General features: G+C 37.8%; 26 protein-coding genes. 8 read left to right on the top strand and 18 right to left on the bottom strand.

Annotated elements, in window-relative coordinates; all coding sequences use genetic code 11:
• The first annotated feature begins 38 nt into the window (after positions 1-38).
• Positions 39-737: an aquaporin Z gene (gene aqpZ, locus LQV35_RS07740; protein WP_230057303.1), complete on the top strand. Its 699-nt coding sequence runs from the start codon at positions 39-41 to the stop codon at positions 735-737.
• 9 nt (positions 738-746) lie between these two features.
• On the opposite strand, the gene LQV35_RS07735 is transcribed toward aqpZ, so the two are convergent.
• Both LQV35_RS07735 and LQV35_RS07730 read right to left on the bottom strand, forming a co-directional pair.
• On the bottom strand, positions 747-1,169 hold the full coding sequence (locus tag LQV35_RS07735; protein WP_230057302.1) for a hypothetical protein: 423 nt from the start codon (positions 1,167-1,169) through the stop codon (positions 747-749).
• Positions 1,153-1,539: an L-arabinose ABC transporter gene (locus LQV35_RS07730; protein ID WP_230057301.1), complete on the bottom strand. Its 387-nt coding sequence runs from the start codon at positions 1,537-1,539 to the stop codon at positions 1,153-1,155. The genes LQV35_RS07735 and LQV35_RS07730 overlap by 17 nt, the downstream gene beginning before the upstream one ends.
• A gap of 80 nt (positions 1,540-1,619) precedes the next feature.
• Here LQV35_RS07730 and LQV35_RS07725 point away from each other — a divergent pair, with 80 nt between their 5' ends.
• Positions 1,620-2,135, top strand: coding sequence for an ATP/GTP-binding protein (locus LQV35_RS07725; protein ID WP_230057300.1), 516 nt, complete (start codon positions 1,620-1,622; stop codon positions 2,133-2,135).
• 16 nt (positions 2,136-2,151) lie between these two features.
• On the opposite strand, the gene LQV35_RS07720 is transcribed toward LQV35_RS07725, so the two are convergent.
• The gene (locus tag LQV35_RS07720; RefSeq protein ID WP_230057299.1) at positions 2,152-4,503 is read right to left on the bottom strand and encodes a putative bifunctional diguanylate cyclase/phosphodiesterase; all 2,352 of its coding nucleotides are present in this window, start codon (positions 4,501-4,503) and stop codon (positions 2,152-2,154) included.
• 72 nt (positions 4,504-4,575) lie between these two features.
• Here LQV35_RS07720 and LQV35_RS07715 point away from each other — a divergent pair, with 72 nt between their 5' ends.
• Positions 4,576-5,112 carry a hypothetical protein gene (locus tag LQV35_RS07715; RefSeq protein ID WP_230057298.1) on the top strand — a complete coding sequence of 179 codons (537 nt, stop codon included), beginning with the start codon at positions 4,576-4,578 and terminating at the stop codon, positions 5,110-5,112.
• On the opposite strand, the gene LQV35_RS07710 is transcribed toward LQV35_RS07715, so the two are convergent.
• The 9 genes from LQV35_RS07710 to dut all read right to left on the bottom strand — a co-directional run bounded on the left by LQV35_RS07710 (position 5,109) and on the right by dut (position 14,465).
• The gene (locus LQV35_RS07710) at positions 5,109-5,750 is read right to left on the bottom strand and encodes a cysteine hydrolase family protein (RefSeq protein ID WP_230057297.1); all 642 of its coding nucleotides are present in this window, start codon (positions 5,748-5,750) and stop codon (positions 5,109-5,111) included. The two genes, LQV35_RS07715 and LQV35_RS07710, sit on opposite strands and share 4 nt — an antisense overlap.
• Positions 5,751-5,821: 71 nt before the next feature.
• The gene (locus tag LQV35_RS07705; protein ID WP_230057296.1) at positions 5,822-7,045 is read right to left on the bottom strand and encodes a saccharopine dehydrogenase family protein; all 1,224 of its coding nucleotides are present in this window, start codon (positions 7,043-7,045) and stop codon (positions 5,822-5,824) included.
• A 90-nt stretch (positions 7,046-7,135) separates the two neighbouring features.
• Entirely contained in the window at positions 7,136-8,365 is a 1,230-nt protein-coding gene (gene pepT / locus LQV35_RS07700; protein ID WP_230057295.1) for a peptidase T, read from the bottom strand.
• A gap of 11 nt (positions 8,366-8,376) precedes the next feature.
• Positions 8,377-9,681: a C4-dicarboxylate transporter DcuC gene (dcuC, locus tag LQV35_RS07695; protein WP_230057294.1), complete on the bottom strand. Its 1,305-nt coding sequence runs from the start codon at positions 9,679-9,681 to the stop codon at positions 8,377-8,379.
• A gap of 11 nt (positions 9,682-9,692) precedes the next feature.
• Entirely contained in the window at positions 9,693-10,391 is a 699-nt protein-coding gene (gene pepE / locus LQV35_RS07690; RefSeq protein ID WP_230057293.1) for a dipeptidase PepE, read from the bottom strand.
• Positions 10,392-10,400: 9 nt separating this feature from the next.
• A complete protein-coding gene (locus LQV35_RS07685) occupies positions 10,401-11,717 on the bottom strand; it encodes an amidohydrolase (protein WP_230057292.1) in 1,317 nt (438 codons plus the stop codon).
• 2 nt (positions 11,718-11,719) lie between these two features.
• Positions 11,720-12,958, bottom strand: a complete 1,239-nt coding sequence (locus LQV35_RS07680; protein WP_230057291.1) for a Zn-dependent hydrolase — start codon at positions 12,956-12,958, stop codon at positions 11,720-11,722.
• 74 nt (positions 12,959-13,032) lie between these two features.
• A complete protein-coding gene (locus LQV35_RS07675) occupies positions 13,033-13,770 on the bottom strand; it encodes an EI24 domain-containing protein (RefSeq protein ID WP_230057290.1) in 738 nt (245 codons plus the stop codon).
• Positions 13,770-14,465, bottom strand: a complete 696-nt coding sequence (gene dut, locus LQV35_RS07670; protein WP_230057289.1) for a dUTPase — start codon at positions 14,463-14,465, stop codon at positions 13,770-13,772. Before dut ends, LQV35_RS07675 begins: the two co-directional genes overlap by 1 nt.
• 127 nt (positions 14,466-14,592) lie before the next feature.
• On the opposite strand from dut, the gene LQV35_RS07665 reads away from it, so the two are divergent.
• On the top strand, positions 14,593-14,781 hold the full coding sequence (locus LQV35_RS07665) for a hypothetical protein (RefSeq protein WP_230057288.1): 189 nt from the start codon (positions 14,593-14,595) through the stop codon (positions 14,779-14,781).
• On the opposite strand, the gene LQV35_RS07660 is transcribed toward LQV35_RS07665, so the two are convergent.
• Together LQV35_RS07660 and ciaB are read right to left on the bottom strand one after the other, a co-directional pair.
• Positions 14,776-17,097 (bottom strand): putative bifunctional diguanylate cyclase/phosphodiesterase, encoded by a 2,322-nt coding sequence (locus LQV35_RS07660; protein ID WP_230057287.1) that lies wholly within the window; start codon positions 17,095-17,097, stop codon positions 14,776-14,778. The two genes, LQV35_RS07665 and LQV35_RS07660, sit on opposite strands and share 6 nt — an antisense overlap.
• A gap of 27 nt (positions 17,098-17,124) precedes the next feature.
• On the bottom strand, positions 17,125-18,957 hold the full coding sequence (ciaB, locus tag LQV35_RS07655) for an invasion protein CiaB (protein ID WP_230057286.1): 1,833 nt from the start codon (positions 18,955-18,957) through the stop codon (positions 17,125-17,127).
• 90 nt (positions 18,958-19,047) lie between these two features.
• On the opposite strand from ciaB, the gene LQV35_RS07650 reads away from it, so the two are divergent.
• The 3 genes from LQV35_RS07650 to LQV35_RS07640 are packed head-to-tail and all read left to right on the top strand — an operon-like array spanning position 19,048 to position 20,065.
• Positions 19,048-19,377 (top strand): hypothetical protein, encoded by a 330-nt coding sequence (locus LQV35_RS07650; protein ID WP_230057285.1) that lies wholly within the window; start codon positions 19,048-19,050, stop codon positions 19,375-19,377.
• Entirely contained in the window at positions 19,356-19,655 is a 300-nt protein-coding gene (locus tag LQV35_RS07645) for a hypothetical protein (protein WP_230057284.1), read from the top strand. Before LQV35_RS07650 ends, LQV35_RS07645 begins: the two co-directional genes overlap by 22 nt.
• Positions 19,652-20,065, top strand: a complete 414-nt coding sequence (locus LQV35_RS07640; RefSeq protein ID WP_230057283.1) for an acyl-CoA thioesterase — start codon at positions 19,652-19,654, stop codon at positions 20,063-20,065. Before LQV35_RS07645 ends, LQV35_RS07640 begins: the two co-directional genes overlap by 4 nt.
• 42 nt (positions 20,066-20,107) lie before the next feature.
• On the opposite strand, the gene LQV35_RS07635 is transcribed toward LQV35_RS07640, so the two are convergent.
• The 4 genes from LQV35_RS07635 to LQV35_RS07620 form a co-directional block, all read right to left on the bottom strand.
• Entirely contained in the window at positions 20,108-20,965 is an 858-nt protein-coding gene (locus LQV35_RS07635; protein ID WP_230057282.1) for a formate/nitrite transporter family protein, read from the bottom strand.
• 99 nt (positions 20,966-21,064) lie between these two features.
• A complete protein-coding gene (locus tag LQV35_RS07630) occupies positions 21,065-22,345 on the bottom strand; it encodes a TRAP transporter large permease (protein WP_230057281.1) in 1,281 nt (426 codons plus the stop codon).
• Between the two features lie 9 nt (positions 22,346-22,354).
• Complete coding sequence (locus LQV35_RS07625) at positions 22,355-22,897, bottom strand: TRAP transporter small permease (RefSeq protein ID WP_230057280.1); 543 nt, start codon at positions 22,895-22,897, stop codon at positions 22,355-22,357.
• A gap of 5 nt (positions 22,898-22,902) precedes the next feature.
• On the bottom strand, positions 22,903-23,895 hold the full coding sequence (locus tag LQV35_RS07620; RefSeq protein ID WP_230057279.1) for a DctP family TRAP transporter solute-binding subunit: 993 nt from the start codon (positions 23,893-23,895) through the stop codon (positions 22,903-22,905).
• A 279-nt stretch (positions 23,896-24,174) separates the two neighbouring features.
• Here LQV35_RS07620 and mnmG point away from each other — a divergent pair, with 279 nt between their 5' ends.
• On the top strand, positions 24,175-26,049 hold the full coding sequence (gene mnmG / locus LQV35_RS07615) for a tRNA uridine-5-carboxymethylaminomethyl(34) synthesis enzyme MnmG (protein WP_230057278.1): 1,875 nt from the start codon (positions 24,175-24,177) through the stop codon (positions 26,047-26,049).
• The last annotated feature ends 9 nt before the right edge of the window (positions 26,050-26,058 follow it).

The raw sequence follows: 26,058 nt of genomic DNA, 5'->3' as shown, positions 1-26,058 counted from the left end.
GTGCTACAATCTGCGCTTTATTTTCATAAGGAGATGATATGCAAAAATATCTCGCGGAGTGCTTTGGCACTTTTTGGCTAGTTTTTGGAGGTTGTGGAAGTGCTGTTTTAGCAGCCGCCTTTCCTGAGCTAGGTATAGGTTTTACAGGCGTTTCGCTTGCATTTGGTTTAACAGTTTTAACAATGGCTTATGCGGTTGGACACATTAGCGGTGGTCACTTTAACCCTGCTGTTTCGGTTGGTTTGCTAGTTGGCGGTCGTTTTAATGGTAAAGATTTATTGCCTTACATTATCGCACAAGTTATCGGCGCAACTCTAGCTGCTGGGGTTCTTTATCTTATCGCAAGCGGCAAGGCTGGCTTTGATGTAACAGCAAGCGGTTTTGCCAGTAATGGGTATGGCGAGCACTCACCAAATGGCTTTAGCCTTACATCTGCACTTCTTATAGAAGTAGTCCTAACAGCCTTTTTTCTTATCATCATTCTTGGTTCAACCGATGAGCGTGCACCAAAAGGCTTTGCTCCGATAGCCATAGGACTAGCACTAACACTTATCCACCTTATAAGCATACCAGTCACAAACACATCGGTAAATCCAGCTCGCTCAACTGGTGTTGCCATATTTCAAGGTACTTGGGCGATAGAGCAGCTTTGGCTTTTTTGGATAGCGCCTATCGTTGGAGCCGTGATAGGAGCTTTGATATATAAACTTATAGGTTGTTCTTGCTGCAAGAGATAAATTTTGGGGCTAAACGCCCCTATTCCAGCTTATCTTTTTACCAAATCCAAGTGTGTTATTTGTATATTTTAGCCACTCTATTTTTAGGGCATAAAGGGTTGGATCCATTATTTTTGCATAAGCAAATTTTTTAAAATAGATCTTACTTTCAGTATCACTTGCTCTTAAAATTTCCCCACAAAACTGCACACCCTCTATCTTAGCTACGATCTTTGTATCAAGTGCTATCGTTCCAGAAGCTATGTTGTTTTTACTCATAAACTGCGTGTGGGCACTACCATCAGAGCTTGCAAACACAAGCGAAATTTCATTCTCACTAAAAGCATAAAAAGCACTAAACGCATATGGCTTAGCCATATCATCTAAAACGCAAAGGCTTAAAAGTTGTCTAGAGTAAAGAAATTTTAATATCCTTTCATCTAGGCGTAGCATAAACCAACTCCCTAAAAAACTCGCTAACAAAGCTAAAATTTAATACTAGCAAAGTAAGTGCTGCTATCCAAATAACAAAAAGTAAAATTTGCACCACAGTAAAACTATCTTTTGCAAATTTCTTAAATATCATCATCGCACAAAGTGAACCTAAAAAGCCTCCAATGAGCGAAAAGTAGTGTATCGCATTTGGCTTTACAAAGCTTGGCAGACGAGCGGTAAAAAACAAAAACATCATTAAAAAAGCAAGTAAATTTGCAAGTATAAAATAATAAAACACGACTGGCACCTGAGGATACAGCCTGTTTAGTCCAAAACTAAAAACTGTAATGAATATAAGTAAAAAAATTCTAGTTCCAAAACAACACATTTTTATCCTTTTTATAAATTTTATACAAAATTAGCTTTACAAAACTGAAATTTTGCCGATATACAATCAAAGGAGAAAAAATGAGAGCAGACTTTAACTCACAAGCAAAACTAAGCAGCCTTGATTTTTCATTTAAAACAAGCTCTGGAGATAAGATAAATCTAGGACTTTACAACAACAAAAGCGTAGAATACGCAAGTGCAAGGACGGCAAATTCTAGCATTCAAAGCCTAACGCTCACACATGAGTACGGTTATAATTTTGAGTATGTTGGCAACGGCATAGACGCAAACGATCTAAAAGAGATAAACGAGGCACTTGAAAAAATTCAGCCAAAGATAGATGAGTTTTTAAAACAGATCGAAGATGATAAAATTTTCTCAAATAGCGAGATAACAAACCTTGCAAGCAGCCTAAAATCAGAGCTTCCGCAAGCAAAAGACCTAAATCACGCAAATCTAATAGCAGACAAGACGCTAAAAATGTTTGATAGCCTTTTAGAGCAACACAAGCTTACTCAAAAAATGCTAGAAAAAGTCAATAAACTCTTTGAAAATGTTATAGACAACACACAAAAATTCTCATTTTATGTATAGCAAACTGGGTTTTTGCTCACTCAAGCAGTGAGATAACGCCCTTTTGCTTTGCAAAATTTACAAGCCTGTCTATTGGCTTAGGGTGTGAGAGTGCGTAACCTTGCGCCTCATCACAACCCAGCTCCTTGGCCTTTTCGTAAATGCTTAAATCCTCCACACTTTTTACAACGGTTTTGATATTTAAACTTCTGCCAACTGCGACAACTGAGCTTAAAATTTGTGCACTTTGCGGGTTATTTACTATATTAGCTGTTAGCTCACTGGCAACCTTTACAGCGCTTATTTCGTATTTTTTGATATAAATGAGCGATGACTGACCTATCCCAAAGTCATCGATACAAATACGCACACCTAGCTCTTTTAAGGACTTAAACATCTCATCAAGGGTTGCACCGTCATTTGCCCAAATACCCTCATTAAACTCAAAAGAAATCATCTTTGGGTTTATGTCATTGCTTTGTATCAAATTTCGTGCTATGTTTATAAACTCAAGAGAGGTTGTTTGCCTATAAGTTATATTTATACTCACTGGAAGCTGGATACCGTTTTGATCTAGATCTTTAAAATCTCTTATGATTTTATTTAAAACAAAGCTATAAATTTTAGATGAATATTCGTTGCTTTTGATGATATCAATAAATTTTGCCGCCTCTAAAAAGCCAAATTCACGGTTATTCCAACGAATAAACGCTTCGGCAAAGATGATTTTGCCACTTTTTATATCAAAAACTGGCTGATAATGCACATCAAAGTCACGCATTAAAACTGCTGACTGCATTAAAATTTCAAGTCTCGCGCGATACCTTTGACGCTCATCCATACTTTCGTCATAAACATAGGCATTTGAATTTGGGCTTTGCTTTGCAAAATACATCGCTTTATCGGCATTTTTAATGATATCCTTTGCATCGTTGTTACTGTCTGTACCAGTTATCTCTATACCTACGACACTTTCTATAGAAAAGCGGTAAACGCCTATAGCCATCTCAGCATTTATAAGTCTAATAAGAGAATTTGCAAATTCTATGCAAGCACTATGTTCTGGGTTCATCATATTTGTAATCACAATAAACTCATCAGCACTAAATCTACCAACAATGTCCGTCTTATCCGCACAAGCAGTTAAAAGACGCTTACCAACCATATGCAAAATTTTATCGCCGACCTCTTGTCCATAGGTCGCATTTATGTTTTTGAATCTTTTTATGTTTATATAATAAGTTACTATATAATTACCCTGTCGCAAAAATTTACACTTCTCTTTTAGTTTTTGAATGATAAATGCTCTTGAGCCAATCCCCGTGAGATAGTCTTTATCTATCATCTCTTTTAGCTTTAGGTTTGTAAGTATCATCTCATTTGTCTGGCGACTTAGTTCAAACTCAAGAGCCTCTTGCTTTTTTGCCTCATCATCTTTTAAATTTTTAATTGAGATAGAGTTTTTAGTGTAGTGACTAACGATAGAGTGACAAACAAATACAAACATTAAGATAGCCAAAAGTCCTATATTTTTATCATTTTTAACAACGATAGGCACTAAAAATACAGGCCACATAAATTTTATCAATGTATTAAAAATAGTCGATTTTACCCTGATGTTTTTGTTGTTTATAATTTCTGCAGCACCAAGAGAAAAGACTAGAAGCGACATATCAAACAATATCATTAGATATTTGCTGTCATAAATCACCTCTAAAAAAAAACTATAAGAGAAGTAAATTCTCGTACAAGCATATATCGCGCTTGCGATTAAGAATAAAAACATACTGGTATTTAGCTTTGAAATTTGATTTGAGTACGCCATACTCATAACGCAAAAGAGTATAAAAAAGCTAAAGATGATATTAAAAAACCCACTAAAGTATGTAACACTGCTATAAACTCTTGATATATCAACGCCATCAAAAATAGCTATAAAAAAGATAGCAATCATCAAAAAAACGCTAATCATATCATTTATAATAATAAATTTATCACTAGTAGAGTCACTTGTAAAGCGGTTTATCAAAAAGATAAAATTCCCACCAAACAAACAAACCGTGGGCACAAGATACATAACTCGCAAAAACTCATACTCAGCACTTGTCCGCACTAAAAAAATTTTATAAAATGCCCAGATAAGATCAGAGGCTATAAAAGTTGTAAGTCCTAAAAGGATAAGTACCCAGCTTTCGCGGTTTTCACCAGATTTTGGGATAACAAGGTAGATATTATAGATACACACGCAACAAAATAGAAAATTCCCGATATAAAAAAGCGCCGCTATGTCAAAATAAATCGCAAAAAGCATAACTACAAAAAGCATAGAAAGCGTGATTTTAAAGGCAAATTTTGTGTTAATTATAGGCCCAAGTATTGCGGCTTGCATATTTCTCCTTGATTTAGGTTATATTATAGCATTTGTATGTTAAGATATGATTAAAGAAAATAGGAGAAAAATATGAAACAAAACCTAACCCTAACATCACGCGATCTTCTAGAATACCAGACATTTTCCATCTTTGGATCAAAGTCCGCAAGAAACATGAGCCTTTTTAACACCTTTGGTATATTTGGAGAAATTTTAATAGTATTTTTCTTATTAGAAATTTTTTTAGAGATAAAATTTCTAGCTCTAGTTGGCTTTGTAGTGGCTCTTTTATGGTTAATGTTTTATCCAAAATTTTTACGCAAAAAACGCATAAAGATACTAAAAAAATTAAAAGATGACGGCATGCAAAAACAAATGACGCTTGAGCTTAATGAGAGCGAGTTTAGCTTTTATGAAGATGAGCCTACGCATAAATTTAGCTACAAAGATGTTAGTCAAATTTGCCAAACAGCTGGCGTATATGTTGTTTTTGTTGGTAACCTTCATATCATCTTACCAAAACCGAGCGCAAAAGACAGTATAAGTGCTATCGCAAAGCTTTCAAACAAGCCAATAACGACATTTGAGAACATAAGCTATCAAAACGCTATATCTGGTAAAATTTAAACCATATCTAGATAAATTTTGGCGTTAAAAATGTCTGCGGATTGTTTTAAAAATATATAATCATAAACCCTGGCGTCATGCCCATATGAGCTGTAAGTGGCAACTAGGCTTTTTGGGATGATTATCTTTCGTTTTTTACCCTGCTCATTTGAAAGACAACTTAGATGTAGTGCTGTTGAAAATATGCAAATATCCGTGCAACATCCAGCTATAACAAATGTGTCAATCTCTTTATGTTCGTTTATAAATTTGTTAAAATCAGCATTATAAGCGATCGAAAATGAATTTTTATAAAAAACTTGCTCGCCAAGTTTAAGCTGAGTGAGTTCATCTACTATATTCTCCTCATCGCTTCCAGCTAATGCGTGCGGCGGAAAGGCCTCAAACTCAAGACTTTCATCATCATGCCTATCTTGTATAAACAAAAAGTTCTTAAAACCAAGCTGCTTTGCCTTGCTTAAAACTGTAACTAAATTTGGGACAACCTGCGCGCACTCTGTTGATGCTAAAGCCCCTTGCCTACAAAAGGCATTTATCATATCAACAACGATAAAACAGCTCTTTTTTGGGTTTAAGTCGCCTAATTTTATATATTCAAGCCCATTATAAAATTTATCTATCACCTCATCATTTATCATAGTGTATCACTCCCTTGCTACTATAAATTTAAAATACCAAAAGGTGCGAGGCTAAAGCCCTCGCACAAAAGTTAAATTTTTCTTTCTACCTCATATCTTTCGCCTGGTTTCATCTCTATAATCTCCCATGGCAAACCTTGGCGATTTAGCTCATCCATAAATGGTTTAGCGTCAAAATTTTCCATATTAAACACACCTTTACCACTCCAAACGCCCTTTGCAACAAGCATAGAGCCTATCATCGCTGGAACGCCTGTAGTGTAGCTAACAGCCTGTGCACCTGTTTCAGCATAGCAAGCCTCATGATCACAGACATTATATATATATACCTGTCGCTCTTTTTTGTTTTTTATGCCTCGTATAACGCAGCCGATATTTGTCTTGCCCTTTGTACGAGGACCAAGGCTTGCAGGATCTGGAAGAAGCGTCTTTAAAAACTGAATAGGCACTATTTTCACACCATTATGCTCAACCTCATCAATACGCAACATACCAACATTTTCAAGGCACTTCATGTGCGTTAAATAGCTTTGACCAAATGTCATAAAAAAGCGAATTCTGCGCAGCCCTTTTATATTTTTAACCAAGCTCTCAAGCTCTTCATGATAGAGCAAGTAGCTATCTTTTACGCCTATTTTTGGATAGTCCCACTTAAAGCTTATTTGCATTGGCTCAGTCTCTATCCACTCGCCATCTTCCCAGTATCTGCCCTTTGAGCTTACTTCGCGAAGATTTATCTCTGGGTTAAAATTTGTAGCAAATGCATATCCGTGGTCGCCAGCGTTGCAGTCAAGGATATCTATCTCGTGAATTTCATCAAACAAATTTTGCTGAGCATAGGCGCAAAATACATTTGTTACACCTGGATCAAAGCCAGAGCCAAGAAGCGCCATCGTGTTTGCATTTTTGAAATTTTCATCTTTCGCCCATTGTAGCTTATACTCAAATTTTGCCGTATCTGGGTGCTCATAATTTGCTGTATCTATGTAAGGAATTCCAGCCTTTACGCACGCATCCATAAGGGTTAGGTCTTGATAAGGAAGAGCTACATTTAGTAGCAACTGTGCGCCTGTTTTTTTTATCAGTTCGACAACTGCTTCTGTATCATCGGCGTCTATTTGAGCCGTGTTTATCTCTACGCCCAAACGCTCTTTTATAAATTTTGCTATCGCGTCGCACTTACTTTTTGTACGGCTAGCCAGAGTAGTCTTGCTAAAAACGCTCGTATTCATCGCACATTTTACGGTCGCGACTTGACTTACGCCACCAGCACCGATGATTAAGATGTGTTTCATTTCTTATCCTTAAATTTTATATTTTGTAAAAATAATACTATAACCAAATTTTCATAAAACTATGGTAAACCTGCCTTTATGGTGGCTGTTTTAGCCCTTTGCTACTAATGTTACTATCTGCTTTATAACATCACTTGCAGCCTTTAGTGAATTAAGTGGCAAATACTCATATATCGAGTGAAAATTATGCGCACCAGTAAAGATATTTGGGCACGGGATACCCTTTGCTGAGATAACAGCCCCATCATAGCCACCACGCATTGGCTTTATCTTTGGCGTGATACCTAAATTTTCATAAGCCTGTTTTGCGTAGCGTATGGCTGGTGCATTCTCGTCTTTTAGGTAATTATAGACATTTTCATATCGATCAGATATTTTTATATCAATGCGATTATCCCAAATTTTGTTCAACCCGTCAGCTAAATTTTGCAAAAAGGCTTTTCGCTCGTGGTATTTTGCCTCATCAAATTCCCTAATATCAAGCTTTAATACCGTCTTTGCACTATTTCCACTTAGTTCCTTAACCCAGTAATATCCCTCTTTATTTTCAGTGTATTCTGGAGCTTCACCATTTGGTAAAAGTGAGATAAATTTATGTGCTAAAAGTAGCGAATTTACAAGCTTTCCTTTGGCATTCATAGGATGAGCAGACTGACCTTTAAAGGTAAGAACGCAGTCTCCTGCGTTCCAGTTTTCATAGATAAATTCTCCTATTTCACAACAATCCAAACAATATCCAAAATCAGTGCTAACAAGAGCTGTATCAAGTGCTTTTGCCCCGCGTAACCCCTGCTCTTCATCAGGAACAAAGCAAGCCACTATCTCGCCATGCTTTATCTCTGGATGAGTGCAAAAATACTCAAATGCATTCACTATCGCTGCTATAGCTGCTTTATCATCAGCCCCAAGCAAACTAGTTCCATCAGTCACAATAATCTCATCTCCAACATAGTTTGCAAGCTCACTAAACTCACTTTGTTTTAGATAAATTTCAAGCTCTTTATTTAAGCAGATGTCGCCTCCGCTATATTTTACTACCTGTGCTTTTGTATCATTTGTCTGCTCAGCACTTGTATCAAGATGAGCGAAAAAGGATACACTTGGAACTTTGTGATCTAAATTTGAAGGGAGTTTTGCGATAAGTATAGTCTTATCGCTAAGCAAGATGTCTTTTACTCCCATAGCTTCAAGCTCTGCCTTTATAGCCTTTGCTAGAGTTAGCTCGGTTGGGTTTGATGGCATTATGCCATTTGCACCGTTTTCTCTATTTGTAGTTGTATTTATTTTTGTATAGTTTAAAAAACGCTCCAAAATTTCCATACTCTATCTCCTTAAAGTACAAAAAATGCTATGACAACAACAGATAAAAACATTCCCAAAGCCGTTCTTTTAGCGATAGCAACAGGGCTAACCATAGCAATACCAGCACAAACTATGCAAGCACCAGCTATCGGAGAAGCTGAACGACCAAGAGCACCAGCGATAGCTGCTGCCATACCAAGTGTGGCTTGATCAAAACCAAGGTCTGCTGCATGCACCGTAATAGCCTGATTAAACGCCATAGCCGCTGCATCACCTGAGCCAGTAACCACACCCATGATAAATGGTATGAAAGTTCCGCCAAATTTTACAAATTCATTTGAGCTTTTTAACCATGTTATAACAACATCTATCGCTCCGCATGCAGTTAGTCCAGCGACAAAAACTCCAGCTGCTATGATGATACCCATAACCTCAGCATACGCGCTCCCCATACCACTAAAAAATTCTTTCGTGATTTTTTGTGGATTTGTCCAAGTTACAGCGATAGAAACGATAGCACCAAGAAGCATTGCCTCTGCAACACCCATCTTTGTCCATGCTAAAAATGGATAGTTTTTAAGGCTTGTGCCGCCTATAACTAAGATAACCAGTGGAACAAGTGGCATCATCGCATATAAAAAATTTGTCTTTTCGATAGTTGTTGTGCTAGCTTTATCATTTGTGTTACTAAAATTTGTACCCTTTTGATAGTCTTTTAAGATTATGGCTATCACGCTCATGGCTATAAGAACGACGATTAAAGATGTTATCGCGCTTGGAAACTGCACTTTTATAACCTCTTGTACTGTGTAGTCAGGCACACTCTTTTTAACCATATCAGCAACAAAGACATTGTGCGCTGAGCCAGGGCTTAAAACTCCGCCAAAAGTGCCTGCAAAAACTGAAGCTGCTGCCATCTCAGGGCGCACGCCAGCTGCCATTAGCAAAGGTATAAGAGTAGCGCCAACAGCTGCTGAACAACCTGCTGCTGAAGGAATGGCGATATTTATAAAATATGTCAGCGCAACAGTTAGCGGGATAAGCACAAAGCCAACATTTTTAAGCGGGCTAGTTAAAAGGCGCACAAGGTGCTGGTCGCATTTTGTATATTTCATAACAAAAGCAAAGCCCATACTAGCACAAATAGCCTTTATGAGTCCAGCTTTTACCATATTATCAGTAAAGGCTTTAAAGCCAGCCATCGGATCAAACGCGGCTAGACAAAGCAACAAGCCAACGCCTATAAGCACGGTGCGTGTTTCAAATTTTTTAATAAGCAAAAACACCACGGCTACGATACCAAGTATCGCTAAAATCAGTCTAAAACTCTCCATAACTTCCCCCTTTAAATTTTAAATTTCAAGCCAAGCTGTATAGTCTGTGGCTCTTTTTCATACTCAAATTTTAACGCATCCGCATGACCAAATATCTGCGCCTCATAGCCGTTTATAACTATCGCAGACCCTTCAGGAAGTGCATAAATTTGCGATTTTTGATTAGCTATTAAAAACTCTTCAAGTCGCTCCTCCCTACTCTCGCCATTATGTCCCGAAATTTTACCACTGATAAAATGTGGGTTTATTTGATGTGGAAAAATTTTAAAACTATCAAACGAGCGTGGCATAACGATAGGCATATCATTTGTTGTCATCATCGTGCTTCCAGCAACATTTGCTCCAGCCGACCAGCCAAAGTAAAGTGCACCATCTTCAACAGCCTCACGCACCGCATCAACTAGATCAAATTTATAAAGAAGATGCAAAAGCATGAAAGTATTTCCCCCGCCAACTGCGATAGTTTTAGCATTTTTAACTGCTGCTTTTTTATCTTTATATCGGTGTATAGATACGATCTTATCGTTATTTAAGCACTCACGAACCTTTTTTTCATACTCTTCGTTCGTTCGCCTAACTCCAGCAAATGGGATAAACAAAATTTCATCATCCCAACGCTCGCCACAAAAGTCTTTTATCCAGCCTTTGCAGTGATTTAAGTAGCCTGTATCTTTATAGCTTGACGCGCTTAAAAGTAGTGCTTTTTTCATTTTTTCTCCTTATTTTATGCCATTTAGCTCAAAGGCGCAGCGTAAAAATATATCTACACCGCTCACCAAACAATCTTCATCAAAATCAAATTTTGCATTATGATGTCCAGCGCAAAGCTTAGTGCCTATCATCAAATAACCGCTTTTGCCACCATTTTGCTGGACTTTTTGCATAAAGTGAGCAAAGTCCTCGCATGCGCCAAAATTTAGCTCACGCCTAATCTTATCATCTTGGATAAATGGCGATGCAAGTGCGCATTTTTCATAAAGAGCAGTCGTAAATTCATCACTATCCCCACCACTTGTGCCACCAGTCGGAACTATCTCATACTCTACGCCATAAGACAGGCTTACACCCTTTACTATCTGCTCGCATTTTTCTCGCATAAAGTCATTAAGCTCAGTTGTCTCGCCTCTAGTTTCACAAGCTAAATAGCCGTTTGGAGCTATGACATTTCGACCCTCGCCAGCCCTTAAAACACCGACATTTATACGCGTAACTCCATCACTATGGCGGGTTATGGCGTGCATGTTAAGTGCTATTTGAGCAGCCGCTAAAAGAGCGTTTGCTCCCTCTTGTGGAGCGCCAGCTGCGTGAGCAGACTTGCCCTTTAAGATGACATCAAATTTTGAGGTCGCTAAAAGTTTATTTGTGCCACATATTATCCCACCAAAATTTGTCGCTTGAAAGCCGATATGTCCGCCAAGTAGATGCTGCACACCATCAAGCACACCAGCTGCTTCCATACCCACAGCACCCCTTGTGCCCTCTTCTGCTGTTTGAAAGATAAAGCGAAATTTACCATTAAACTGGCTTAAATTTTTTGCTATCAGCTTTGCAAGCCCTAGCCCTATGCTTATATGCCCATCGTGCCCACAAGCATGAGTTATACCGTCAATATCAGCCCTAAAGCCCTCTTTGAACGGCCTATGATCATCTTCTTTACTTTCGGTTACATCAACACCATCTATATCAAAGCGAAATGCCGTAAATTTGCCCTCTCTACCAGTATCTATATCAGCAACCAAACCAGTGAGTCCGTCCTGCATGACATCAAGATATTTTGCCTGTTGGGCATTTAGCAAATTTCTTGCTCGCTCTAACGCTTTTTGGCAAGCTTCAGCTGAGCCAAGCCCAGCTCTTTTGTCTGCAGCAACAACATCTTTACCCATCTTTAGCATATATCCCAGTTTTTCTAACTTATCGGCTATAACTGCCGTCGTAAAAAATGTATGCCAGCCAGTCTCAGGATGTGCGTGAAAAAAGCGACGCTCGGCTATGAGCTCATCTTTTAGTGCCAAAACTTCAGTTGCTATCTTATCCATCTTTACTCCTTTGCAAGCTCTGCCATACTTTGCGCCAAAAGCTCTGTCGCAAAAAATACATCGCTAAAATTTATATTTTCATTTATGTTATGACTTATACCATTTTCGCATGGTACAAATATCATGCCAACACTATCTGCGATCCCCTTTAAATGCATCGCGTCATGCCCTGCGCCACTTGGCAAAATATGCGTTTTAATCTCAAGCTTTTTGGCTATATCTTGCATCAAATTTATAACACCATCATCAAGCCTAGTAGGCGTATCACGAGTAAGCTCTTTAAGCTCAAATTTACAGCCATGTTTGATACAAATTTCATCTATCTGTTTGCAAATTTTAGCGTCTAGTTCGGCTAAATCCAAAGCATTAACATCTCTTATATCAAGCCCCAAAATACACTCTCCAGGTATGACATTTAGCACACCTGGCGCGGCTTTTGCATAACCTACTGTCGCAACAGCAGTCTTATATATTTTTGCATTTTCATTAACCGCAAGGATAATCTCGCTAGCACAAACAAGGGCGTCACATCGCATATTCATAGGTGTTGCGCCACTATGATCAGCTCTGCCTAAAATTTTTAACTCGTAGCGTATGGGCGCTGCTATGCCACTTACCAACCCAACTGGTATGTCTAAGCGCTCTAAAACAGGGCCTTGCTCTATATGTAGTTCTAAATATGTCTTATAAGTTCCGTTTTTAAGTAAAGAATTTTCTAAATTTTCAGGCATAAAACCAGCATTTTGCATTGCCTCAAAAGCACTTACTCCGTCATCATCCTTTAGCTCTTTTATAAGGTTTTTACTAAGTTTGCCAGCAACTATTTTTGAGCCCATAGTTGCCATCTTAAAACGGCTTGACTCCTCGCAAACAAAGACGATAAGCTCAAGTGCTCTTGCAAGCTTTTTTGAGCTTTCCTTTATCGCTCTTATCGCCTCAAGTCCAGCCATTACACCAAGTGTGCCATCATAAAAGCCGCCCTGAGGAACACTATCAATGTGCGAGCCAACACTTACTGGCGGTAAATTTTTGTCAGCAACGCCTTCATCATGTCTAGCAAAAATGTTGCCAACATTATCGATTCTAACACTAAGACCAGCCTCTTTGATCAAGTTTAGTAGATAGTTTCTAGCAGCTATATCCTCGCTGCTAAAAGCAAGGCGCGTAAGTCCACCATTTGGCAAAGCACCAAATTTTGAGATAGTCTCAAACTCTTTTTGTAACCGACTTCTGTTTATCATAATGCCGCCTTTTTTAAAAAAATATAAAAATATAAAATTACTATGATTTTATCAAAGGTCAGTTATAAACTAGCTTAAAAACGAGTTGCAGCCTCTACTTGAAAAAATAAATGTGATAAAAATATGATAAAAAAGAGCTGAAAAAGTAGTCCAAGCAGTGGCACAAGCGAGATAATGTAAAAACAAAAGGCAAAAAACAAAAATTTAAACCCGCCATTATCCAGCCAAAGTAGTTTAAATTTTGCCTCACTTATGGTATTTGAGCCGACATCTATAAGCAAAAGCTTAGCGTAGATATAAAAAAATGGGACATTTATAGCGATAAAATTTATAACTGGCACAAACATAAAAGGCAAACAAATAATCAAAAGACCAAGGAATTTAAGACCCACAACTCCCATAAGTCTCAAACTTTTAGCCGTGCTAATGGGCGTAAATTTTGCCCTGTAATGGCGGGCATTTATCTCATTTGCAACAACTGGCGTTAAAAACCCAGCTATACCAAGGGCAACTACAATGCTAAGCATAAGCATAAAGTAAGTGCCAAGCGCATAAAGCGTAGCACTTAAGACCCAGCTAACAGTCCCGTGGCTAATAACGCTCATGATCATCGGATATGCGCTAAGATCAAAAAACCCAAAGTCTCCGCTATTAAGTGCCTGAGAAAGCACATCTTTAAGCTCAGAACTAGCCCAAAAAAACCCGACTCCAAGCACGATAACACTACAAATAAGCGGCAAAATACTAAGCATGATAAATTTTTTCGTCCAAAAATCATGCAAAGATAGCAAGAAAAGGTTATAAATTTGCATTATTTTATAGCTTTGTATTCACGCTCAAGTGCGGCATAAATTTCATCCACACTACCAAGTCCACGAGATAAAATTTCACTCATAACAACATTATCCTCTTTGCCGTTCCACAACTTTTTATAGCTGCCCTCTTTATAGCCATTGTGCTGGCGAAAGCGGTTTAGGACATTTTTAGCTATATAGCACTCATAAAGCGAGTAGAGATTGACCCCACATTTTAGCGACATAGTGAAGTAAATTTTAAGCATGTCAAATATATCATTCTCAAAGCCGCTACACTTATGTATAAGCATCTCAATATCATTCATAATCTCATAAATGCTCTCATCAGCCACTTTCATGGGCTCTTTGCAAAAGCTTGAAAATCCGCTTGCAGAACAAATCTCATCAGCTAGTTTATTTGTATCGCCAAGCCCCTTTGCTTTATAAATTTGCAGGGCTAAACTCATCACAAAGTGCCATATATCAACGACTTCAACACGCAAATTTTGCTCATCTGTTGGTGCGGATATACTCTTCCAGTGTTTCCAAGCAAAGCTATCTATAAGCTCAGCACACTCCATATATATGCAACGGCGCCAGTTGATAATCTTACCTTGTTTTGTATAGCCATTTTCCCAGCCATTTCCGTTAGTTTCATCATTTAAACTTTGCTGTAAATTTAACATCGCCAAAACTATATCTTTTTCGTTCATCATATCGCCTTTTTCTTTTTGGCTGAAATTATAGCAAAAATGGCTGAAATTTTAAGTGTTGATGTAAATCATCTTAAAAAAATAAAAATATCACTATAATAACAAAAATTTTTAAAAAGGAGTAAGGATGAGAGAAAATAACATCGTAGTTTGCAATGTTTGCGGACTAAAAAGTACAGATGATGCAAATGCTGTATTTATCCGTGCGCACAAAAATGGCGAAGAGGTAGATATATGCACAAGCTGTGTACCTAGCGTTATACACGGTTCTGGCATGGTTGTTAAGTCAAACGATGAGATAAAAGCTGAACTATAAAAGTCTAGAATAGCCGCGTATAAGCGTTATAAAGTCATCTTCGCTAAGCGGCTTACCCCAAAAATACCCTTGAATTTCTTCACATCCAAGCTGGCGTAAAACTTGCACCTGAGCCTCGGTCTCAACACCTTCTGCTATCGTTTTTATGCCTAAATTCTTTGCCATAACTATAATAGCTCTTACAACCTCGCGTTCAGCTTCGTTTAAGACGATATTATCAACTAGCTCTTTTGCTATCTTTATCTTATCTATGGCGTATTTGCTGATATAGCTTAGCGATGAAAAGCCAGTTCCAAAGTCATCAAGCGCAACATCTATGCCTCTTTCTTTAAACTGCAAAAGAGCCTCTTTCATTATCTCATCAGATTCCATAAGACTCATCTCTGTGATCTCAAAGCATATATGCTCTGGCTTTATATCAAACTCGCTCATATATTCAAACATAGTAGGGACAAAATTCATATCTTCAAGCTGGCGCGGAGATACATTTATGCTTATTTTTAGATCAAGTCCGTACTTTTTGTTTATTTCAGCTGTTCGTTTCATTGCATTTTTAGCAACAAAGTAGCCTATCTTTGAGATCATTTGGCTCTCTTCTGCTATCGGGATAAAAACCCCAGGCGAGACAAAACCTTTAATCGGCGAGATCCATCGCAAAAGTACCTCAGCGCCCTTTAATTGACGATAGTTTATCTCGTATTGTGGCTGGTAGTACAGCTTAAACTCATTTTCAAAATTGGCATTTTCAAGCAAAATTTCTAAATGCTGTTTTTGCAAATTTTTCAACCCTATCTTCTCGTCATAAACCACATAACTAAGGCTTATACTCTCTTTTGCATAGCTTAATGCCTCTTGGGAGTGTGCCAAAAGATCGTCGGTTTTTATATGGCTTGTTTGAGTGTTGCTGATACCTATGCTTGCATTTAAGTAAATTCTTCGCCCATCAACCATAATTGGCGTGCGGATCTGTTTTAAAATTTTATTACAAAACTGGATATAGTCATTTTCTTTGGCTTTTATCTTTGTTGCAATAACTATAAAATCACCACTAAATCTTCCCACGATACCATTTTTAGGTAAAATTTCTTTTATGTTGCTTACAAGTCTTATTAAAACCTCATCGCCAGCGTAATGTCCATAGGTATCGTTGATAAATTTAAAGCGATTAAGGTCGATATTATAAACACTAACCTCCTCGCCCATATCCATTGTATTTATCATCTCATTTAACTGCTTTAGAAAAAACGGACGGTTATAAGCTTGTGTCAGATAGTCGTATTTGCTAGTATCGCTAAGCGTATTGTATTTTTGCACTAAATCTTCTTTACGCTTTTTTATAAGCTCTTTTATATCGTCTTTATTTTTTCTATACTCCTCGATAAGCTCTTTAGTCTGAGCTATATTTGTAACATGAAATGTTATCGTAGCGTAAAATAGCGTCACACAAAGCATTGCTGCGGCATATATATAGTCTATATCTGCACCAAAAAATAGCTTTACGACAATAACAAATATCAAAATACTAGACTTTTTTAGTATCGAAATACCCGCACTATCTTTAACTATAACAAGTTTATGCTCATTTGGTTTTAAATAAAACGACGCTATCATCATCATCATAAAAACTACACCAAAGCCAAGATCACCGTAGTCGTTGTCAAAGTCATATCCTAAAATATCGCCAAACGAGTAGAAAATATCATAAATAGCATAAAAAAGAACGGCGATAAGTAGAGTATAAAAGGATTTGCATTCGTTTGAATTTTTTATAGAAAATAACATAAAAAACACAAGAACAAAGATAAAAACATCGTTAAAAAGATAAAATAAATTATATAAAAATCTCACATTTGAAACATCTGTAATAAAACCATCATTTAAAAAAACTGAAAGTATAAAGGCAACAGCTGTTATAAAAACCGTTTCTGTATCTATGCTAGCTTGGACTGGATTAATAAATTTTACATAAGATATATACATCCTTACAAATGCCCAAAATAGGCAAAATATGGGCACAGCATACGCTGTTTGCATCCAAAAGTCATCTCGCGAGTCTTCCCAGTTAAGCACGGCGTACAAAATATCAGCTATCGCCCATGTAAATATCATCCAAAATATTGCCAGCCAGTAACTTTTCACAAAGCCATTACGCAAAATTTGCACTAAGATAACGCCAGCCACACAGAAGTTAAAAACAGCAGATAGGCGTATGACTATCTCTTCTTCATCTATATGAATGTGATAAGCATAAAGTACAAAAAGAGATACAACTATGACAGAAGCGATAGTTTTAAAATACGGATTAACCTTTGTCATTAAAAACCTAAACCAAATTTTTACTCATTATAGCTCACTCGCCCTTTGTTGCCACTTAGCCCACTCCCCACTCTCATCAACTTCATTACCAATATCTTCATAGCGTGCGTAGTAGTGCCTCACAAAGGCTTTAGCCTTAGCGTTTTGTGGCAAATAAGTTGTACCATTTGGCTCACAAAATTTAGACAAAAACTCGCCAGCTTCTTTTTTATCACTGTAATGCCTAGCTAAACTTTCATAGTTTTTAAGGCAAATTTCTTTAAATTTTTCATATCCAGTCTGAGTAAAATCAACACTTAAAATACCATTATCAAACTCTAAAACACCGCACTCAAAAAGCAAACTTAAATGTATCAAACCTTCGCAATAATAAGCCCTAACCTCATCAACTTTCATCCAAGCGATAAGACCAACTGCCCGCGCGATAAGATCGTGAAAAACCGCCATCTTATACTCGCTTGCTTCATGCAAAAAGAAATTTACAAGCCCGCCAGTTGTAGCTTTATACTCTTCTATAAATTTAAACAAACCGCCTTTATTCATCATAGTTTCAGTATCTTTGTCGATAAAAAGGATATGTCCAAACTCATGACCGATAGTAGAAATTTCATAGACTTTTTTCCAAGTTTTTGGCTTTAAAAATAAAATTTCTCTGCCAAAGTCTAAAAATTCTTGGCTAAATATCTCGCCCGATAAGCGCATAAAAGGCTTCGCCTTTGCACTGGCATAAACATGCTCTATGAAGGCAAAAATTTTCTTACCACATCTTGCGCTAACGCTCTCGTCATTTGGCACAACCTGCGCGCTAAAAAGCCCATTTAACTCCGCACCATAATAAATCATCGGCACACTAATATAAAGCTGAGTGCGATTTACATTTTTGCAAACTTGCGCATTCATACGCTCGTTTTTTACACCGATATTTTGGCAAATTTTCTCATATGAAGCTATGATATTTTGCTTAAATTTGTCCCCATCAACATCACTAGCGCCAGCTAGCCTTATATCCCACTCAAGCGCAACAGCATGCGTATAAGCATCTTCGTAATACTCCAGCGGATGACCTGGTTGAAGCTCTGATTTTACACTCATCCAAGCCACTTCTGCAGCCTGCCATGCTGGTATAACGCGACTATTATCGCTCTGGCAAAAGGCATTTTTTAAAGCGTCAAAATAGTTTATATACGCTTCATACTCATCGTTTTGGCTAAAATTTCTAAGCTCTTTTATCATCTTTTCAAAAGCCTCTTTTATCTTTGCCACATCACTTTTAAAAGCCACAGCATATGCAGCAAACTCAAATTTTTCGCCAGTTTTTACAACAGCCCCGTAAGTTCTATCGGCTCGCCTGCCATCTTCATCAAGCTGAAAAAGCTCGTTTTTATCGATAAACTCTAAAGCCTCATCAAGCGTCTTAAATCGCTGCTTAAACTCAGCATTTGTAGTATCTAAAATTTGCTCCTCCCAGCGCACTTGCCAAGCATTTAACAAAAGCCCTATCTCATGCATGCCATCTAGCAAAGCGATATAAAACTTATCTAAAATTTGCTCATCTTTTGCCATCTTTATAAGCTCTGCATGGCTTTGCTCATAAAATTTACGCACAAATTCATACATCGCTCTTTTGGTATTTAAAATTTCAGCTTCATTTCGCCCAAGCCTTTTTAGCTCATTTTCAAGCGGATCAACCTTTAAATCAACGATACGACGAGCCAAAGCTATACGCTCTGAATTACTACCATTTAAAGCACAAATTTTTAATGCTTCTTTTATAGTGTCAGAGTTTAAGTTTTTATAAATTTCATTTATCTTTGTCTTTTTTTCAGCTACAAGCTCATTAAGTCTTTTAAAATTATTCATAAAATTTCCTTTTTAAAAGTCTATATTTTATCATAAATTTATATTTTCAAAGCAAATTTATAGTAAAATATGTCTATAAAAGGGGGTTTGATGGCATTTTTAAGGCTTTTTGTAATTTTTATTACTTTTTCACTAATGAGTCTTATTGGTATACTTTGTATGTATGTGGATATGCAAATTTTTGGGCTTACTTACATAGCAGAGGAGTCAGTAACTGAGATAGTGCAAGAGCTTATGGTTTTTACAGTTTGCATTTTATATGCCTGTAGCATAAAAAATACCAAAGAATTTTTACGGATAAATATCCTAGTTTTTGGCTTTTTTACAGCAATACTTATAAGAGAGTTTGACTTTGTCTTTGATAAAATTTCACACGGTACTGGGTTTGGGTGGCTGTTTTGGCTAGCATTATGGCGATAGCACTTGCTTTTAAAGAGCCAAAACGACTAGCGCGTGAACTTGATGAGTATATGCAAACAAAGGCATTTTTGCTGATGCTCTTTGGGCTTTGTTTGGTTTTGGTTTTTGGACGAGTTTTTGGGACTGGGTCATTTTGGGCAGTTATTTTACCAAGTAGCGAAATTTCAGTTGTAAAAAATATAGTTCAAGAAGGTATAGAGTTTTTAGGCTATACGATGTGCCTTATCTCGGCAATAGTATTTAATACAAAAAATTTAAATTTTAAAGGAAAAGAATGAAAGATCTAAGTAGTTTTGGCGAACCTCGAATAAAAGTTGTGGCACTTCCAAAAGACACAAATAGCGCTGGTAACATCTTTGGTGGATGGATAATGAGTCAGATTGACCTTGCTGGTGCAAACGCTGCAAGAGAGTTAGCGCCTGAGCGCGTAGTAACGATCTCAATGGAGCAAATTATATTTAAGCAACCAGTTTTTATAGGAGATGTGATAAGTTGCTATGCAAAGATACTATCTGTGGGCACAACTTCGATAAAAATACAGATAGAAGTAACGGCTTTAAGGCTAAATGCTGAAGGTTTTCGCGAGTGTTTACATGTTACAAGCGCTATCGCAACTTTTGTGAGTGTAACAAAAGATGGAGCTAAAAAGCCTATCGACCCTGAGATAAAACGCCTACACGGCTTTTAAAGGCTTAAATTTGCCAGCTTTTTGCTGGCAAGATAAAGTGTGCTAACTAGCACTTTCCTCCTCACTCTTTGCAGCGATAAATCCAACAAGTCCTACAAACAAAAAGCCACCGATAATATTACCAAGCGTTACTGGAACTAAGTTTTTAGACAAAAAATTTGTAATATTTAGCTCATAAAGCAAATTTACATTTATCTTTAAAAGCTCACTTAATGCTTCGATACTTCCGGTCTTAGCTAACAAGTCAGCCTTTGCAAGCAATGCCTCGGTGATAATAAACATATTTGCCACGCAGTGCTCCATAGAGCATGCCACAAATGCGGCCACCATCCATAAAATGGTAAAAAATTTACCCACTATATCCTTTTGCATATTTGCTGACCAAACTGCCATACATACAAAGATATTGCAAAATATCCCACGCAAAAAGAGCTCCACAAACGATAGCGTAACTTTATCCGTGCCGATAGTTACAAAAGTTTTTAATATCGCTGCGTTAAATTTTTGTGGCAATCCAGAATAGTAGTACATATAAGCCACCATAACGCTACCAACAAAGTTAAACACCCAAACAATAGACAAATATCTAAGCACGGCTATCCAGCCTATCTTAGAATCATAAGCGCCAACACCAGATACAACAGAGCCCGTAAAAAGATGTCCACCATAAAATACAACCATCATCAAACCGCAAGCAAACGCAAGTCCTCCGATAAAATTTGACATCCCAATGCTTAGAGTTTGTGCCATACCAATGGTTGAGTGTGCCCAAAATATATCGCCCATAGCGATAGCTCCCCCAGCCATTATAGACATTATGATAACAGCTTTTAGTGGGGCTTGTGCCTTTTTTGTCATACTTAAAACAAGTACTTTGGCATTTTCTTGCGGAGTTAGCATCTAGGCTTTCCTTTTTGTGGGAGATTTGGGTTTTATGGTAGCTAAAAAGTATTGAAATTTATATAAAAACAAAGGGGCAAAAGCCCCCTTTATTAAATTTTAACCATACATTAAGTTTGGCAGCCAGAGTGAAATTTCTGGAATATAAGTTATTAGTAAAAGTCCGATAAATAGCGTTAAAGTCCATGGTAGGCATGAGATGATGACATCTTTTAGCTTCATGCCAGTTAGACCGCTGGCGACAAATAAATTTAGCCCCACAGGTGGTGTTATCATGCCTATCTCCATATTTACGATAAGGATGATACCAAAGTGTATCGGATCGATTCCTAACATCGTAGCTATCGGTAAAAGAAGTGGCACCATGATCATAACAACAGATGATGGCTCCATAAACTGACCCATGATGAAAAGCAAGATATTTACAAGCACTAGGAATGTTATCTTGCCGATATTTGCGCTTAGCATAGCATCAGCTATAGCTTGTGGTATCTGCTCGCTAGTAAGCAAGTATGCAAAGACAACGGCGTTTGTGATGATGAAAAATATCATCGCAGTAGTCATTGCTGACTCAAGGCAGATATTCCATAGGTCTTTAAATTTTATATCTTTATAGACAAAAAGTGAAATCACAAGTGCATATACAGCACTTGCGGCGGCTGCTTCTGTTGGAGTGAAAATTCCACCATAAATTCCGCCTATCACCACTACAATGATAAGTAGCGCCCAAAATGCCTTGCCAAATTTCTTTATACGCTCACTAAACGGCTCAGGAGTAGTCGCCTTAAAGCCAAGCCTTTTTGCGCCGATATAAGTCTGCGCTAGCATCATACCACCAAGTAAAATTCCAGGCACAACACCAGCCATAAATAGCTTACCTATACTAACCTCTGCCGTAACACCGTAAACGATCATAACAACAGATGGTGGGATAAGTATGCCAAGTGAACCTGCTGTACTGATACCGCCCACTGCATAAGTCGCAGGATATCCAGCCTCTTTGATAGCCACGAACATGATTGAGCCTATCGCCACAACGGTAGCTGGCGAGCTTCCTGAAACGGCTGCAAAAATGATACAAGCAAATATCGCTGACATCGGCAAGCCACCAGGTAGATGACCAACCATTGATCTTGCAAAATCAATAATCCTTCTAGCCGAACCACCTTTACTTAGCAAATTTCCAGCCAAGATAAACATCGGTATCGCCATAAGTGAAAATTTGTTTATACCATCAAAGATAAGTTGTGGTATAGTTGCAAGCTCTAAGTCTGTAAAAATGTACATCGTAAGAACAGTACTTGCTCCAAGCGATATAGCCACAGGAACGCCGATAAGCATGAGCCCAAACAGCGATACAAATAAAAATGCTATCGTCATTTTAGCTCCTTATTTTTTATCGACTGAGTCGTGTATCGTCTCAGCTTCTGCATTGATGATGACTTTGTCCGCTGGAGTTTTTGCTACTTCAAAAATTTTCTCTCCAGCCCTATAGCTAGCGCCCAAAAATGCTACTGGTAAAACCACCATAGGTATCCACTGTGGCACACCAAGGTCTACACTCATAAAGTCTAGCTCGTGCATAACCATTAGATACTGAACACCGTAAACAACGATAAAAAGCAAAAATGTTGTTGTTAGTATGTGAGAAAAAATGACATATGCTTTTGCCACTTGAGGTGGAAATTTCTCGATTAAGATAGTAACACTTATATGAATTCCGCGTTTAAATCCATAAGCTGCAGCAAAAAAAGCCGACCAGATAAATAGATAGTTTACCATCTCGCCAGCCCATGCAAATCCGCTATTAAAGACATACCGCATAACGACATTAACAAAGGCGAGGAGTGTCCCCGCCGCTATGCCAAGTACCGCTATGGTTTTATTTACAGAAGCGATACCAACATCTAAGATCTCAAAAAACCTTTGCATTTAGCTTACTTTGCATTGATAGTTTTGTCTATCAAGTCCTTGCCGATGATGTCATAAAACTTAGGATACACACCCTCCATAGCTTTAGACCAAGCCTCTTTTTGAGCATCATCAAGTTTTATAATCTCTAGCTTTTTGCCATCAGCGATGTATTTTTCAAGCTGAGCGATAACATGAGCGTCCTCTTTTGCTGTCTCTTCACGCTCAAAAGTAGTAGCTTCGCTAAGAGCTTGAGTTACATGCTTTTTAAGCTCATCTGGTAAACCCTTCCAAAATTTCTCACTAACAACAACCAAGTAGCCCAAATATCCGTGGTTTGAAAGTGTTAAAGATGTTTGAACTTCATGAAATTTTGTATTATAAAAGTTTGATAGCGGGTTTTCAGTCGCATCAACTACGCCTTGTTGAAGAGCACTATAAACCTCTGAAAATGGTAGCACTTGCGGGTTGCCACCAACTGCTTTCATCTGCTCCTCTAGCACTTTTGAGCTTTGAATTCTAAATTTTTGTCCTTTTGCATCATCTGGAACTACAACTGGTTTTTTACTTGAACTAAAGTGCTTAAATCCAGCATCCCAGTAATCAAGCGCAACAAATCCCTTCTTAGTTACTAAATCTTTTAAAGCTGCTCCAACTTCACCATCTTGAACTTTGTGAAGGTGTGCCTCATCTTTAAAGATAAAAGGTAGGTCAAATAGCTGAAATTGTGGAACTATCGGCGTAAATTTTGAAAAACTTGGAGCTGCCATCTGGACATTGCCCAACTTTAGTGCGCCAAAAACTCTATCATCATCAACTAGCTGAGCCGATGGGAAAACTTGTACCTTGATCTTGCCATCACTTAACTCCTCAACGCGCTTTGCAAAAAAGTCAGCAGCTTTACCTTTTGGTGTTGAAGCAGCAACAACATGTGCAAATTTTATAGTATGAACTTTGTCTGCTGCAAGACTTGTCAAAGCAACAGTACAGCTTAATAAAGTAGCACCTAAAATTTTCATCTTATCTCCTTTGATATTTTTGGTTTCAAGGGCTATTATAAAATTTTTTCTGGCTATTTTTTTGTATTTGCTACTTTTAGTAACAAATTTTATTTAAAAGTGAGTAAAAAAGTAACATTTTTAAAGAATGATGTTAAATTTGAAAAATTTTAAGGCTAATTTTTATTTTACTTAAACTAGATATAAGTTGTAAGTATAGAAATTTGCATTTTTTTTTGCAAGCTCAAGCAAATATTTATAGCCATTTTGCTACAATCACAAAAAATTTAAGGTATAAAAATGTCAAATAACTACGATATTATCGTCGTTGGCGGTGGTCATGCGGGTATAGAAGCCTGCCTAGCAAGTGCTAGAATGGGACTAAAAACGATGCTTATAACAATACTAGCTGAACAAATCGGTGCTGCTAGCTGTAACCCAGCTATCGGAGGTCTTGCCAAGGGTCATCTTGTTAAAGAGATAGATGCGCTTGGCGGGCAAATGGGGCTTATAACTGATGCTGTTGGGATACAGTTTCGCGTACTAAATGAGAGCAAAGGGCCTGCTGTGCGTGGTAGCCGTGCGCAAATTGATATGGATAGATATAGAATTTATATGCGCAATGTGCTTTTAAATACACCAAATTTAGAGATAACTCAAGAGATGGCAACTGAAATTTTAACTAAAAATGGCGAAATTTCAGGCATAAAGACAAATCTTGGCAATGAATATGATTGCAAAAAGCTCATCATAACAACAGGTACATTTCTAAACGGTCTTATCCATGTTGGTTTTAACAAAATAGAAGCTGGGCGCGTTGGCGAGCTAAGTTCTAAAAATTTAAGCACCTCACTTGCAAATTTAGGGCTGAAGATGGGGCGATTAAAAACTGGGACTTGCCCACGCATAGACGCTAAAAGTATAGATTTTAGCGTGCTTGAAATTCAAGATGGCGATAAGGATGCAGTGCCTTTTAGTTTCCGCACTAAAACTTTTAACCCAACGCAACTTCCTTGCTATATCGCTTATACAAATGAATTTACACACGAAACCATACGCTCAAATTTTGACAAAGCTCCGCTATTCACAGGGCAAATAGAGGGCGTGGGACCAAGGTATTGTCCTAGCATAGAAGATAAGATAAATCGCTTTGGTGACCGTGATCGCCACCATCTTTTTGTAGAGCCACAAACACTTGAAGCGACCGAATACTACATAAATGGCTTTTCAACAAGTCTTCCTTATGATGTTCAAGTTCAGATGATCCGCTCGGTGCGTGGCTTTGAAAATGCTCGCATAGTGCGCCATGGCTACGCGATAGAGTATGATTATGTAGAGCCAACAGAACTTAAGCATACTCTTGAAACAAAGCAAATTTCAGGACTTTACCTGGCTGGTCAGATAAATGGCACGACTGGTTATGAAGAGGCTGGAGCACAAGGGCTTATGGCTGGTATAAACGCAGCACTTAGCATTCAAGGTAAAGAAGCACTCATACTTCGCAGAGATGAGGCTTATATCGGTGTTTTAATAGATGATCTTGTTACAAAAGGAACAAAAGAGCCATATCGTATGTTTACAAGCCGTGCAGAGTATCGCTTACTGCTTCGTGAAGACAATGCAATACTAAGACTTGGCGGATATGGGCATGAGCTTGGGCTGCTTGATAGTGAAACATTTAATGAAATTTCACAAATCAAACAAAATTTAAAAGATGGTCTTGAGCTTTTAAATACAAAAGAGATAACACCATCAAAGGAAAATTTAGCCTTTTTAGCAAGCCTTGATGAGGATATTATCAGCGAAAAAGCAACCTTGCAAAAGATAGTAGCCAGAAAAAGCTTTACGCTTGAGAAACTACAAAAGCTAGATGAATTGTTTAGCGATATGGATAAATCAAGCTTGGAGCAAATTTTAGTTGAATGCAAATATCAGCACTATATCGGTGAGCAAAAGTCTCAAATAGAGCGAATGAAAGATATGATGAGTGTCAAAATACCAGTTGGTTTTACATTTCGCGGCATAAGCGGACTTAGTAATGAAGTGGTCGAAAAGCTTGAGAAATTTGCCCCGCCAACACTTTTTGCAGCAAGTGAAATTTCAGGCATAACGCCAGCAGCTGTAGATATTTTACATATTTATATAAAGATGTGGCACGCAAATCACAAAAGCTAAATTTGTGCC

The sequence above is a fragment of the Campylobacter suis genome (genome assembly GCF_905120475.1).
Lineage (GTDB): Bacteria > Campylobacterota > Campylobacteria > Campylobacterales > Campylobacteraceae > Campylobacter_A > Campylobacter_A suis.
Note: the sequence above shows the minus strand (reverse complement) of the source record. Positions and strands in the feature narration are given on the sequence as shown.

Excerpts from the sequence above, each read along its gene's own strand:
- aqpZ (WP_230057303.1), top strand. The coding sequence starts at position 39 with ATGCAAAAATATCTCGCGGAGTGCTTTGGCACTTTTTGGCTAGTTTTT.
- LQV35_RS07735 (WP_230057302.1), bottom strand. The coding sequence starts at position 1,169 with ATGCTACGCCTAGATGAAAGGATATTAAAATTTCTTTACTCTAGACAA.
- LQV35_RS07730 (WP_230057301.1), bottom strand. The coding sequence starts at position 1,539 with ATGTGTTGTTTTGGAACTAGAATTTTTTTACTTATATTCATTACAGTT.
- LQV35_RS07725 (WP_230057300.1), top strand. The coding sequence starts at position 1,620 with ATGAGAGCAGACTTTAACTCACAAGCAAAACTAAGCAGCCTTGATTTT.
- LQV35_RS07720 (WP_230057299.1), bottom strand. The coding sequence starts at position 4,503 with ATGCAAGCCGCAATACTTGGGCCTATAATTAACACAAAATTTGCCTTT.
- LQV35_RS07715 (WP_230057298.1), top strand. The coding sequence starts at position 4,576 with ATGAAACAAAACCTAACCCTAACATCACGCGATCTTCTAGAATACCAG.
- LQV35_RS07710 (WP_230057297.1), bottom strand. The coding sequence starts at position 5,750 with ATGATAAATGATGAGGTGATAGATAAATTTTATAATGGGCTTGAATAT.
- LQV35_RS07705 (WP_230057296.1), bottom strand. The coding sequence starts at position 7,045 with ATGAAACACATCTTAATCATCGGTGCTGGTGGCGTAAGTCAAGTCGCG.
- pepT (WP_230057295.1), bottom strand. The coding sequence starts at position 8,365 with ATGGAAATTTTGGAGCGTTTTTTAAACTATACAAAAATAAATACAACT.
- dcuC (WP_230057294.1), bottom strand. The coding sequence starts at position 9,681 with ATGGAGAGTTTTAGACTGATTTTAGCGATACTTGGTATCGTAGCCGTG.
- pepE (WP_230057293.1), bottom strand. The coding sequence starts at position 10,391 with ATGAAAAAAGCACTACTTTTAAGCGCGTCAAGCTATAAAGATACAGGC.
- LQV35_RS07685 (WP_230057292.1), bottom strand. The coding sequence starts at position 11,717 with ATGGATAAGATAGCAACTGAAGTTTTGGCACTAAAAGATGAGCTCATA.
- LQV35_RS07680 (WP_230057291.1), bottom strand. The coding sequence starts at position 12,958 with ATGATAAACAGAAGTCGGTTACAAAAAGAGTTTGAGACTATCTCAAAA.
- LQV35_RS07675 (WP_230057290.1), bottom strand. The coding sequence starts at position 13,770 with ATGCAAATTTATAACCTTTTCTTGCTATCTTTGCATGATTTTTGGACG.
- dut (WP_230057289.1), bottom strand. The coding sequence starts at position 14,465 with ATGAACGAAAAAGATATAGTTTTGGCGATGTTAAATTTACAGCAAAGT.
- LQV35_RS07665 (WP_230057288.1), top strand. The coding sequence starts at position 14,593 with ATGAGAGAAAATAACATCGTAGTTTGCAATGTTTGCGGACTAAAAAGT.
- LQV35_RS07660 (WP_230057287.1), bottom strand. The coding sequence starts at position 17,097 with ATGACAAAGGTTAATCCGTATTTTAAAACTATCGCTTCTGTCATAGTT.
- ciaB (WP_230057286.1), bottom strand. The coding sequence starts at position 18,957 with ATGAATAATTTTAAAAGACTTAATGAGCTTGTAGCTGAAAAAAAGACA.
- LQV35_RS07650 (WP_230057285.1), top strand. The coding sequence starts at position 19,048 with ATGGCATTTTTAAGGCTTTTTGTAATTTTTATTACTTTTTCACTAATG.
- LQV35_RS07640 (WP_230057283.1), top strand. The coding sequence starts at position 19,652 with ATGAAAGATCTAAGTAGTTTTGGCGAACCTCGAATAAAAGTTGTGGCA.
- LQV35_RS07635 (WP_230057282.1), bottom strand. The coding sequence starts at position 20,965 with ATGCTAACTCCGCAAGAAAATGCCAAAGTACTTGTTTTAAGTATGACA.
- LQV35_RS07630 (WP_230057281.1), bottom strand. The coding sequence starts at position 22,345 with ATGACGATAGCATTTTTATTTGTATCGCTGTTTGGGCTCATGCTTATC.
- LQV35_RS07625 (WP_230057280.1), bottom strand. The coding sequence starts at position 22,897 with ATGCAAAGGTTTTTTGAGATCTTAGATGTTGGTATCGCTTCTGTAAAT.
- LQV35_RS07620 (WP_230057279.1), bottom strand. The coding sequence starts at position 23,895 with ATGAAAATTTTAGGTGCTACTTTATTAAGCTGTACTGTTGCTTTGACA.
- mnmG (WP_230057278.1), top strand. The coding sequence starts at position 24,175 with ATGTCAAATAACTACGATATTATCGTCGTTGGCGGTGGTCATGCGGGT.